Here is an 11617-nt window from a genome sequence, read left to right on the forward strand (position 1 = left end):
GAGTGTTAAGATGTCGAACACAATTCAACTTACAACAGGTGAAGCAATTGTTAAATTTTTAACACAGCAATATATATCAGTAGATGGCAAAGAATCTCGGTTTGTAGAAGGTGTTATCAATATTTTTGGCCATGGTAATGTATTAGGTCTTGGAGAAGCGTTGTATCAATATCAAGATAATTTAAATATTATGCAAGGGAAAAATGAACAGGGAATGGCACATATTGCAACAGCTTTTAGTAAACAAAAGCTAAGAAGAAAGATTTATGCTGTCACAACTTCTGTTGGTCCGGGTTCAGCCAATTTGGTGACTGCTGCAGGGACAGCTTTAGCGAATCATATACCTATATTATTTTTGCCTGGAGATACTTTTGCGACGAGACAACCAGACCCTGTACTTCAACAAATAGAGCAGCCGTATAGTATTGGGGTAACAACAAATGATGCCTTAAAACCTGTATCAAGGTACTTTGATCGTATTACACGTCCAGAACAAATTATGAGTGCACTTTTAAGAGCTTTTGAAGTCATGACGAATCCTGCTACTGCTGGGCCAGTAACCATTGCATTAAGTCAAGATGTACAAGGTGAGTCATATGATTTTCCAGTTTCATTTTTTAAAAAGAGAGTGCATTATATGGATCGTTTAGCGCCTAGCGAACGTTCAGTTGAAAAAGCAATCAAGTTGATTAATGATGCTGAAAAGCCTTTATTCGTTGTCGGTGGAGGAGCAAAGTATTCTGAAGCTCAAGAAATTGTTAAACAGTTAAGTGAAAAACATCATATTGGAATTGTTGAAACACAAGCCGGCAAGTCAACAGTAGAGGCGAATTTTAAATTCAACTTAGGCGGTGTTGGTGTTACTGGTAATTTAGCAGCAAACGAATTTGCTAAGGATGCCGATGTTGTTATAGGTATAGGTACGAGATATTCAGATTTTACTACAGGTTCGAAAACAGCTTTTGATTTTGAAAATGCATCGTTTATCAATATTAATGTTAATCGTAGTGATGCATTGAAATTAGATGGTATAGATGTTTTAGGTGATGCAAAATGTGCGCTCGAAAGGTTGGCCGAGGGATTAAAAAGGATATCCCATGATAATGCCAATGAAATTGAAAGGTTAAAAATGAGTTGGCAAAAAGAGCGTCAACGTCTAGCAAGTATAGATATAAATCATGATAAGTATCAACCTGAGATAGAAGATGCGTTTGAAGAAGAAAAATTTCAAAAGTATGTATCTCAATTAAATACTCAACTTCCACAAACAAATGCACTTATACACTTAAATCATTTAATCAAAGAAGATGCAATTATTGTTGCTGCTGCAGGATCATTACCTGGAGATTTGGAAAGGTTATGGGAGTCTCAGAAGTTTAATACTTATCATATGGAATATGGTTACTCAACTATGGGTTACGAAATTGCTGGTGCATTAGGAGCTAAATTAGCTGAACCGGAAAAAGAAGTTTATGCATTTGTTGGTGATGGCAGCTTTTTAATGTTGCATTCTGAACTTGTAATTGCATTGCAATACCACCAAAAGATTAATGTAGTGCTATTTGATAATAGCGGATTTGCCTGCATTAATAATTTACAAATGGGTAACGGTGGCGAAAGCTTCTGTACTGAATTTTCGATGCCAAATGGTGACGTCTTAAATATTGATTATCAAAAAGTAGCAGAAGGATATGGTGCAAAAGGTTATAAAGTGAATCATTTAAATGGATTAGAAAGTGCGATAAAAGAAGCGGCATCACAAAATAATAGTACGTTATTTGAAATTAAAACGTTACCTAAAACGATGACTAAAGGTTATCAATCATTTTGGAATGTTGGCGTATCTGAGGTAAGTGAAAATCCAAAAATTTTAAAAGCATTTGAAGAAAAGAGAAAGAAAATGATGAAAGCTAAGAAATACTGATGGAGGATACGGTATGACAACAATTAAAATTGGACAAGTTGGTTTGGGACGTTTAGGAAGAGTACACGCTCAAAATGTTGTGAATCATATCCCGAATGCTGAATTATGGGCTGTAGCTTCAATTGTACAAGAAGAGTTGGATTTTGCACGAAATGTTCTTGAGGTACCTCATTGCTATGATTCGTATACAGATATGATAAATAATGAAGATTTAGATGCAGTCATTATTGTTTCACCAAGTGGATTTCATACAGTGCAAATTACTCAGGCATTAGATAAAGGATTGCATGTATTTTCTGAAAAACCGATTGGACTAGAAATGAGAAGTATTGAAAATGTAGTTCAAAAGATTGAAGAAAAACAAGATTTAGTATTTCAATTAGGTTTTATGAGAAGGTTTGATGCATCTTACCAATATGCGAAAGCGTTGATTGAAAGCGGCGAATTAGGAGATTTAACCTCTATAAGATGTTATGGTATCGATCCTAATTCTGGCCTTGAGTCGTTTATCTCATTTGTGAGTAATGCAGCTAGTGGTGGTATTTTCCTTGATATGTCTATTCATGATATCGATTTAATTAGATGGTTTTCTAATTCAGAATTTAAGTCTGTATATGCATTAGGAAATAATATTGCCGCACCTAAATTATCAGAGTATTCAGAAATTGAAACAGGTGCTTGTCTTGCTGAATTAGAAAATGAAGTCATTGCATATCTGTTAGCAGGTAGAAATGCAATGCATGGCTATCACGTTGAAACTGAACTGATTGGGACTAAAGGCATGTTAAGAATTGGCAATGCGCCGGAAAAAAACTTAGTTACACTTTATGACCAAAATGGTGTCGTACGACCAACTTCTCATCATTTTCCTGAGCGCTTTAGAGAAGCGTTTATCACTGAAATACAAGCGTTTGTTGATGCAATTATAGGTGATAAAAATTCCATTGTTACAGGGTTAGACGGATTAAAAAGTACTGAAGTAGCAATTGCAATGCAAAAGTCATTTGATGAGAAGAAAGTAATTTATCTATGAGGTGAGAGAAGTGACACAATTTATTAAATATGCATGTGCACCGATTGCATGGACAAATGATGACTTACCAGAATTAGGGAAAGAAAATTCTTTTGAACAATGTATTAGCGAAATGGCGCTTGCTGGATATGAAGGCACAGAAATCGGTAATAAATACCCAAAAGATGCAGAAGTGTTAAAAACTTATTTAAAGCCAAGAAATCTATCGGTAGCAAGTGCGTGGTTAAGTTTATATTTGACTACAAAACCTTACGAAGAAACCGAAAAAGCTTTTATTAAGCATATGAACTTTTTAAAAGCATTGGGTGCAAGAGTCATTGTTGTCTCAGAGCAAGGTAAAAGTATCCAAGGTGATATCACTTGTCCATTGTTTTTATCTAAACCTATTTTTAATGATATTGAATGGGAAAGGCTAGTTGATGGTTTGCATCGTTTAGGATCAATTGCCCGAGATAATGACATGAAAATTGTTTATCACCATCATATGGGAACAGGAGTGCAAACAACAGAAGAAATAAAGAAATTAATGGAATTAACTGATCCAAAGTTTGTTTCTTTGTTATATGATACAGGGCATTTACATTTTTCTGGTGAAGATATTATGGAAATCTTTCATTTATTTAAGGAGAGAATCCATCATATTCATTTTAAAGACACGCGTGGACCGATTGTTGAGAGAGTTAAGAATGAGAATCTTTCATTTTTAGAAGCGGTAAAACAAGGTGCATTTACAGTTCCAGGAGACGGTGATATTGATTTTAAACCGATTTTGGAAATGATTTATGAATCGAACTATTCTGGATGGATTGTAGTAGAAGCTGAACAAGATCCTGCAGTTGCTAATCCATTCTTGTATGCGAAAAAGGCGAAAGAGTATATCAATGCGATATAAAAATTGAATATTTAGGGAGCTACATGCTTCTAAGGGGTGGAAAATATGGGTTTATTTTCAATTATTTCTTTTGTTTTAGTGATTACTTTAGTTGGTTTTTATGCCTTTTTAAGAAGTAGAAAAATAGACACTAAAAATACTGATGGTTTCTTTATGGGTGGGAGAAGCTTAACTGCATTTACCATTGCTTCAACTATCATTATGACAAACTTATCTACTGAGCAAATTGTTGGTCAGAACGGTCAAAGTTTTACAGCTGGGATGGAAGTAATGGCATGGGAAGTTACTTCAGCTATAGCTATTGTTATTTTAGCATGGGTATTCTTACCTAAATATTTCAGGTATGGCATTGACACGATATCTGATTTTGTTGAATTACGCTATGATTCGTTTACTAAAAAATTAGTATCAATGTTATTTATATTTACTTATGTCGTTTCATTTTTACCTGTTGTACTTTATTCAGGTGCGCTAGTATTCAATAAAATTTTTAATGTAAGTGGCATTTTAAATATTAGCAACACAACAGCCGTTATTTTAATCTCTACAATTATTGGTGTTGTCGGAATTATATACTTATTTATTGGCGGACTATCATTGAGTGCCCATAGTGACTCGATTTATGGAGTCGGACTGCTTATTGGAGGTCTTTCAATACCTATCTTAGGACTGATTATTTTTGGAGACGGTAGCTTTTTACAAGGTTTTGATAAAGTGGTTCAAAATACACCTGAAAAATTGAACTCAATTGGTGCTATTGATTCAAAAATTGTTCCTTGGCCTACTTTATTCTTTGGAATGTTCTTTAATAACTTATTCTTCTGGTGTACAAACCAGATGATTGTTCAAAAGGCACTTGCAGGTCAAAGCTTAAAAGAGGCTCAAAAAGGCGCAATGTATGTCGGTATGTTTAAAATTTTTGGTGCGTTATTCCTAGTTTTTCCAGGAATACTCGCTTTCAATATGTTAGGCAGTCAAGTCGACAATCCTGATAATGCATATCCTATGTTAGTTAATGAAGTTTTACCTGAGTGGGCATATGGATTATTTGGAGCAGTAATTTTTGGTGCAATTTTAAGTTCATTTGTTGGATCGTTAAATAGTACAGCAACACTATTCTCATTAGACTTTTACAAATCAGTTATCAATAAAGAAGCGTCTAACGAGAAAGTTTCTAGAGTCGGCCGCATTATGACTGTTGTAGTAGGGATTATTGTTGTTATTCTTGCACCGATGATTTCTCTTTTCCCGCAAGGCTTATACGCTGTTGTACAAGAATTTAACGGTGTTTACAACATGCCTTTATTGGTTTTAATTCTAGTCGGTTTCTTTGCTAAACGCACTTCTCACCAAGGTGCCAAAGTGATGTTTATTTTCCACATCGCAATGTATGCGCTTTCAAAAGTATTGTTGACTGACATTCATTTCTTATACGTATTAAGCGTACTATTCTTTATAGATTTATTGATTTTATTAATCTTTAACAAAATTAAACCTTCTAATGCGTTTGATTTTGATGCCAATTACGCAAAAGTAGACATTACACCATGGAAACATCGTTATGTTGTTGGCGTCATTATTATCATTATTGTAATTGTGACTTATACAATCTTTTCACCACTTGTATTAGCAGGAATAGGAGGAAACTAAATGAAATTAACAATAGGCGTTATCGGTGCAGGAAGAATTGGACAACTCCACATCGATTATCTTAGAAAACATCCGAATATTAGAATCAAATGGGTATCGGATATCAACTGTGAACAACTCAAAGATTGGATTGAACAGCAAGGTATAGAAAAAAGTACAAAACAGCACGAAGATATTTTGAATGACCCTGAAGTTGATGCTGTCATTATTTGTTCCCCTACAGATACACATGTAGATATTATTAAAGCAGCTTGTGAAAAAGGGAAGCACATCTTCTGTGAAAAGCCAATCAGCCTAACTTTATCTGAATCATTAGAAGCAGTTAAGTGTGTTGAAAAAGCAGGAGTTAAGTTACAGATGGGCTTCAATAGACGGTTTGATCGAAACTTCTCAACACTTCAAAAAGCTTTAAAGGATCGTTCACTTGGGGAAATTCAATCTTTAAGAATTACATCAAGAGACCCTGCACCACCACCAATTGAATATGTTAAACATTCAGGTGGACTATTTATGGATATGTCTATTCATGATTTTGATATGGCACGTTATCTTATGCAATCAGAAGTTGTAGAAGTTTATGCCAAAGGGGCTGCACTTGTAAATCCAGAACTTAAAGAAATTGGTGATATCGATACAGCTATCGTTACACTTACTTTTGAAAATGGTGCTTTATGTGTTATAGAAAATTGTCGAAGAAGCGTTTATGGTTATGATCAACGTATAGAAGTTCTGGGGGATAAAGGTTCAATCACTGCTGGAAATGAAAATACGAATACACTCACATTTGCTTATGCAGATGGTATCAAACAAGATAATCCGCCTTTCTTCTTTTTAGAACGTTATAAAAAAGCATATGAAATCGAAATGAATGCTTTTATAGAGTCGATTTTGAATGATGAAAATGTTTCATGTTCAATTATGGATGGATTAAAAGCACAAGAAATTGCTGAAAAATGTAAAGAATCATTAATTAAAGGTGTACCAGTAAAAATCAATTCATAAAGGGGGACTTATATGAAAGAGGCATTAACTAAAGCCTATAAAGCACATTATGCAGTTCCTCAAATCAATGTTAATGGATTAATTTGGGTTGAAGGGATTCTTTTAGCAGCTGAAAAAAAGCAATCACCTATCATACTTGGAACGACCGATAAAATTATTGACTTTTTAGGTGGTTATGATTTTATTAATCAATTGATTCGTCTAAAGGCTAAGAGTTTAAATATTACGATACCCTATTTTGTACATTTAGATCACGGGAGCTCAGTAGAATCCTGCTATCAAGCTATCGATGCAGGTTATGATTCTATCATGTATGATGGTTCGCAATTACCGTTAAATGATAATATTTCTAACACTAATAAAGTGGTTAAATATGCACATGAAAGAGGTCTCAATACGGAAGGTGAAATTGGAGCCATTGGGGGTAATGAAGATGAAATGGTACATCAAATTGCCTATGCTTCAATAGCAGAGTGTCTAGAAATTGTGAGACAAACGCATATTGACAGTCTGGCTCCGGCTCTCGGATCAGTTCATGGAAGATATAAAGGTAAACCACAATTAGGTTTTGATGTAATGCAAGAGCTTAACAAGAAATTAGAAATGCCACTTGTACTACATGGTGCTTCTGGACTATCTGATAATGATTTAAGAAAAGCAATTCAGTATGGGCATAGTAAGATTAATTTTAATACAGAAATCAATCTTGAGTGGAGCTCAAAATTACGCGCAATACTTAATGAAGATAAAGAAGTCTTTAATCCTAAAGCAATACTTTCTCCTACAATCAAGACAATCCAAAGTACTGTAGAGAATATTATTGATAAATGTGGTTCTGCAAATAAAGCATAAAAATAAGCGATGATAACTTGTAAATCATACTGGTTGTCATCGCTATTTTGATATTAAATTACACAGTCTTTTTCATAAAAAACTACCACTGCATCATACCTTGTTGGAAATGGTATGGATACAGTAGCAGTTACAGGGTCGACGTCTAAAACTGTACACTTCATTTAATTTAAGATAAGTAAACTGACATAGATGATGGAATTAATTTTTGAATACTTTCACTGCATCGATTATGGTGGCAACTTATCCTCATTAACTCGCTTACGTCGTCACACTGTATGGTGTCAAACTCTTGGTGATTGTCTATTCAGGGAAATATTGAATAAACAAAGGTTCAACTGTTGGACAGATTAATGAAAATCCGTCAAAACTTTGGAATGCTGCACGCGCCGCTATGACGTTGAAGCTCATCACTTTTCCAACAATATGATGATATTCTGAAACGAAATAGGCGCTAAACCCAGGAGGATGAATGCCGCTCATTTCATGGGGTGTAAACAAAACTAAAAGGGTGCCTTCGATTTCATTGATTGTACGTTCGACTTGAGTTAAAGCAGTAGGATGTGTTCTTTTTGACGATGATGCGGTAACTTTTTGTTTTTCGTAAATACTCAGATGTAAGTCACTAAAGCGCCCTTGTATCGTCGTCATAGAAAACAATTGATTGCTTTCAAACTTTTGTTTAATTCGTTCAAATACATAAGTATGGTGCATGTCTGTGATGTTAAAAGTCAATTGAGCATGATAGCGATAAACTGCGCCATAAGGTACTTTCTCTCTACCATTTAAACCATGATGCTCACTGAACTGATTCATATGAACGGGCTGACCATCAATAATCACAAAATCGCCATCTGCATGATTTAATGTTCCGAAGCCATAATCACCATAACGTAACAGTTCAGCAATAGTGACTTCACTCTCTAGGTGTCCTTCTAACAAGCTTTTCATCGTGCCTACTTGATGAATGTAATGACGATATTCTTTCATTGGATCAGCCTCCTTTTCATGTCTTTATACAATATGAAATACTATAGGCGTTCCATTTTAATGTTATACAGCCATTGCCAAAGATAGCAAAGCGCTTCGTTAACGAATAATGTTTTAAAATATATTTTGTTGCTTGCTATGTAAAAAGTATAAACGCGTGAAGTGAAAAAATCAACATAATTTTCTGAAAAAATAACATAAAATTTTTGTTAATAGGACATTATGTCTATAATCACGCTATTTTATGTCAAAAAATGAACTCGTTATATATATTTCTATACACTTTGTCACGAGAGTTGGTGCGTAATGAGGAAAAAGGAGGATATGTCGACGTGTGTTTTTATTCATCGTAGGTTGTATCAAATTTGCAAATTCGCCAAAGTAAAAAATATTTGAAAAACATATAAAAGGCAAGAATGTTGACCTATTAGGGTAAAAAAATACAATCTTTGGCCAACATACTTGCCTCATTTAACTTGTTATAAAGTTTAAAGATTATTTGACATGTTTCATTTCTAATTCGTGAATCAAATGTGTTAACATTTCGTTGTTTGGTGTAGCAATGCCTAACTCACGACCATACTTCGCGATTTGTCCGTTGAGGTAGTCCACTTCAGTATAACGTCCGTTGTATAAATCTTGGTGCATTGAAGGGTAATGTAAACCTTGTGCTTCGTTTGGATAAGCAGCTTCAATTTTTTCTAGCAACGCATCCGCACTTAATGATACACCACGCGCATCTGCAACTGCGACAATCTCAGCAATAAGAGGCTTCACAATGTCACGTGCTTTGTCATATTGACTAAACTCATTAATTGTTTTGTCTAGAATAGTACAAAGTGGATTTAAAACACTGTTAAGGGTTGCTTTACTCCAAATAGATTTAAATACGTTATCGCTAATTGTAGCATTTAACTTTGCATCGTTGAACACTTTGTTAATGCGTTCTGTGCGTTCATCTGCATGACCATCCGCACGTTGGAATTCGATTGATCCTTGGCCTTCTAATAATAATTGACCTGGTCCACGTAAACCAGCAGTCCACATTGTCACAGCTAAGAAGATTTGTGTTTTTGGTGCGATATTTGAAAGGCGTTCGTCATGCCCTAAACCATTCATCATAGACAATAATGCGGTATCTTCATTAATGGCTTTATTGTCATAGAGTGTACGTAACATGTCTTCAGATTGCATCGACTTAGTTAAAATAATGACTAAATCAAATGTTTCGTTCACTTGATGTGGCAAAACTGCAGGAATCTCAATTGTATAAGTATCTGTCTCTGTTTGAATTTCAAGACCTTTTTCATTGATTGTATTGACATGGTCTTCCCACATATCAATCAATGTTACATCATAACCTGCTTCTTTAATTTGGCTTCCGATACGTCCACCCATAGCGCCCGCGCCAGCAATAGCAATTTTTTGCATAAAATTATTCCTCCTTATAAAAAATGGTTACAACTAAAGTGTAATTTTCATTTTTGTATCCGTCAACAGAAATATATTTACAACAATGTAATATGACGGCATAAGTGAATTAAAAGTTAAAATAGGCAACAATCAAGTTAAATGTGTTGCTTAAATTGTTGAATCCATCGCCTTTGTTCAGAAATTCGGATAAAACGATAATTTTTAGGATATTAAGCGCTTACATACGGTGCTATAGTGTAGCTAAATGAAGACAGAGGTGAACGACATGAACTTTTTCGACATTCAAAAAATTCCTAACAAAGGGATACCGCTCGCAACGCAACGTAAATTATGGCTACGTTATTTCTTGCAAGCCTTTTTAGTTGTGTTTTTTGCGTATATGGCGATGTACTTGATTCGTAACAACTTTAAAGCTGCACAACCTTTGCTTAAAGAAGAAATCGGGTTGACAACGTTACAGCTAGGGTATATCGGTTTGGCATTTAGTATTACATATGGTTTAGGGAAAACATTACTCGGTTATTTTGTAGATGGTCGTAATACGAAAAAAATTATTTCATTCTTGCTCGTTTTATCAGCTATTGTTGTACTGATTATGGGCTTTATTTTAAGTTATTTTGGTTCTGTGATGGGCTTATTAATTGTATTATGGGGCTTAAACGGTATTTTCCAATCAGTCGGTGGACCAGCAAGTTATTCGACAATTTCACGTTGGGCACCACGTACGAAGCGAGGCCGCTATTTAGGTTTTTGGAATACATCACATAATATTGGTGGTGCGATTGCAGGGGGTCTTGCATTGTGGGGTGCAAATGTCTTTTTCCATGGTAGCGTGATCGGGATGTTCATCTTCCCAGCAGTCATTGCGTTAATTATCGGGATTGTGACATTGTTTATCGGTAAGGACGATCCAGAAGAGCTCGGTTGGAATCGTGCAGAAGAAATATGGGAAGAGCCAGTTGAACAAGAAAACATAGACGCGCAAGATATGACGAAATGGCAGATTTTCAAAAAGTATATTTTAAAGAATCCAGTCATTTGGATTTTGTGTGTCTCTAACGTTTTTGTTTACATTGTGCGAATTGGTATTGATAACTGGGCACCGTTATACGTATCTGAATACTTACACTTTGATAAGGCAGACGCGGTAAATACGATCTTTTACTTTGAAATTGGTGCATTAATAGCAAGTTTATTATGGGGTTACGTCTCTGATTTACTTAAAGGACGTCGCGCAGTAGTGGCAATAGGGTGTATGTTTTTAATTGTATTCGTTGTTCATTTTTACACAAATGCAACGAGTGTAACGATGGTTAACGTTTCATTATTAGCACTTGGCGCACTTATTTTTGGTCCTCAATTATTAATCGGTGTCGCATTAACAGGTTTTGTACCGAAAAATGCGATTAGTGTCGCTAATGGTATGACGGGATCTTTTGCATATTTATTTGGTGATTCCATGGCGAAAGTAGGACTTGCAGCGATTGCAGACCCTCAGCGCAATGGGTTAACAGTTTTCGGGTATACATTAAGCGGTTGGACGGATGTCTTTATCGTATTTTATGCCGCACTCTTTATAGGCATCATTTTACTTGGTATCGTTGCTTATTTTGAAGAAAAGAAAATTAGAAGTTTAAATCTATAACATCTATTTGAGTGGGCTGGGAGATTATGTTTTTGATGCTATGTATGCAGTATTTTGTTTAACTTGCCCTGCCTAAGATTTGTGATATTTGATTACCCTGATGGCTTCGCGTTCCCAGGGGACTTGTCTCAACTAGCCATCGCTTGATTAAACGATGACATACATGTAGCGTTGGCGGATTTTGGGAGCAGTACA

General features: G+C 35.2%; 9 protein-coding genes. 7 read left to right on the forward strand and 2 right to left on the reverse strand.

Going from position 1 to position 11617, the window contains the following annotated elements:
• The first annotated feature begins 10 nt into the window (after positions 1 to 10).
• Genes iolD through CCE82_RS08060 form a run of 6 tightly spaced genes read left to right on the forward strand, consistent with a single transcriptional unit; the run spans position 11 to position 7353 of the window.
• On the forward strand, positions 11 to 1924 hold the full coding sequence (gene iolD / locus CCE82_RS08035) for a 3D-(3,5/4)-trihydroxycyclohexane-1,2-dione acylhydrolase (decyclizing) (protein WP_086428886.1): 1914 nt from the start codon (positions 11 to 13) through the stop codon (positions 1922 to 1924).
• Between the two features lie 13 nt (positions 1925 to 1937).
• Positions 1938 to 2957: a Gfo/Idh/MocA family protein gene (locus tag CCE82_RS08040; protein WP_086428887.1), complete on the forward strand. Its 1020-nt coding sequence runs from the start codon at positions 1938 to 1940 to the stop codon at positions 2955 to 2957.
• A gap of 10 nt (positions 2958 to 2967) precedes the next feature.
• Positions 2968 to 3849: a myo-inosose-2 dehydratase gene (gene iolE, locus CCE82_RS08045; protein ID WP_086428888.1), complete on the forward strand. Its 882-nt coding sequence runs from the start codon at positions 2968 to 2970 to the stop codon at positions 3847 to 3849.
• A 45-nt stretch (positions 3850 to 3894) separates the two neighbouring features.
• Positions 3895 to 5499, forward strand: coding sequence for a solute:sodium symporter family transporter (locus tag CCE82_RS08050; protein WP_086428889.1), 1605 nt, complete (start codon positions 3895 to 3897; stop codon positions 5497 to 5499).
• Positions 5500 to 6501, forward strand: coding sequence for an inositol 2-dehydrogenase (gene iolG / locus CCE82_RS08055; protein WP_086428890.1), 1002 nt, complete (start codon positions 5500 to 5502; stop codon positions 6499 to 6501).
• A 12-nt stretch (positions 6502 to 6513) separates the two neighbouring features.
• Positions 6514 to 7353 (forward strand): class II fructose-bisphosphate aldolase, encoded by an 840-nt coding sequence (locus tag CCE82_RS08060; protein ID WP_086428891.1) that lies wholly within the window; start codon positions 6514 to 6516, stop codon positions 7351 to 7353.
• A 303-nt stretch (positions 7354 to 7656) separates the two neighbouring features.
• Here the strand turns inward: CCE82_RS08060 and CCE82_RS08065 are convergent, their stop codons facing one another.
• Positions 7657 to 8343 (reverse strand): acetolactate decarboxylase, encoded by a 687-nt coding sequence (locus tag CCE82_RS08065; RefSeq protein WP_086428892.1) that lies wholly within the window; start codon positions 8341 to 8343, stop codon positions 7657 to 7659.
• A 495-nt stretch (positions 8344 to 8838) separates the two neighbouring features.
• Entirely contained in the window at positions 8839 to 9774 is a 936-nt protein-coding gene (locus tag CCE82_RS08070) for a ketopantoate reductase family protein (RefSeq protein WP_086428893.1), read from the reverse strand.
• 268 nt (positions 9775 to 10042) lie between these two features.
• Here CCE82_RS08070 and uhpT point away from each other — a divergent pair, with 268 nt between their 5' ends.
• Positions 10043 to 11422: a hexose-6-phosphate:phosphate antiporter gene (gene uhpT, locus CCE82_RS08075; RefSeq protein WP_086428894.1), complete on the forward strand. Its 1380-nt coding sequence runs from the start codon at positions 10043 to 10045 to the stop codon at positions 11420 to 11422.
• Positions 11423 to 11617 lie beyond the last annotated feature (195 nt).

It is taken from the genome of Staphylococcus cornubiensis (assembly GCF_900183575.1).
Classification (GTDB): domain Bacteria; phylum Bacillota; class Bacilli; order Staphylococcales; family Staphylococcaceae; genus Staphylococcus; species Staphylococcus cornubiensis.

Bases quoted from the DNA above. Each gene is read 5' to 3' on its own strand.
- iolD (WP_086428886.1), top strand. From the start codon at position 11: ATGTCGAACACAATTCAACTTACAACAGGTGAAGCAATTGTTAAATTT.
- CCE82_RS08040 (WP_086428887.1), top strand. From the start codon at position 1,938: ATGACAACAATTAAAATTGGACAAGTTGGTTTGGGACGTTTAGGAAGA.
- CCE82_RS08050 (WP_086428889.1), top strand. From the start codon at position 3,895: ATGGGTTTATTTTCAATTATTTCTTTTGTTTTAGTGATTACTTTAGTT.
- iolG (WP_086428890.1), top strand. From the start codon at position 5,500: ATGAAATTAACAATAGGCGTTATCGGTGCAGGAAGAATTGGACAACTC.
- CCE82_RS08060 (WP_086428891.1), top strand. From the start codon at position 6,514: ATGAAAGAGGCATTAACTAAAGCCTATAAAGCACATTATGCAGTTCCT.
- CCE82_RS08065 (WP_086428892.1), bottom strand. From the start codon at position 8,343: ATGAAAGAATATCGTCATTACATTCATCAAGTAGGCACGATGAAAAGC.
- CCE82_RS08070 (WP_086428893.1), bottom strand. From the start codon at position 9,774: ATGCAAAAAATTGCTATTGCTGGCGCGGGCGCTATGGGTGGACGTATC.
- uhpT (WP_086428894.1), top strand. From the start codon at position 10,043: ATGAACTTTTTCGACATTCAAAAAATTCCTAACAAAGGGATACCGCTC.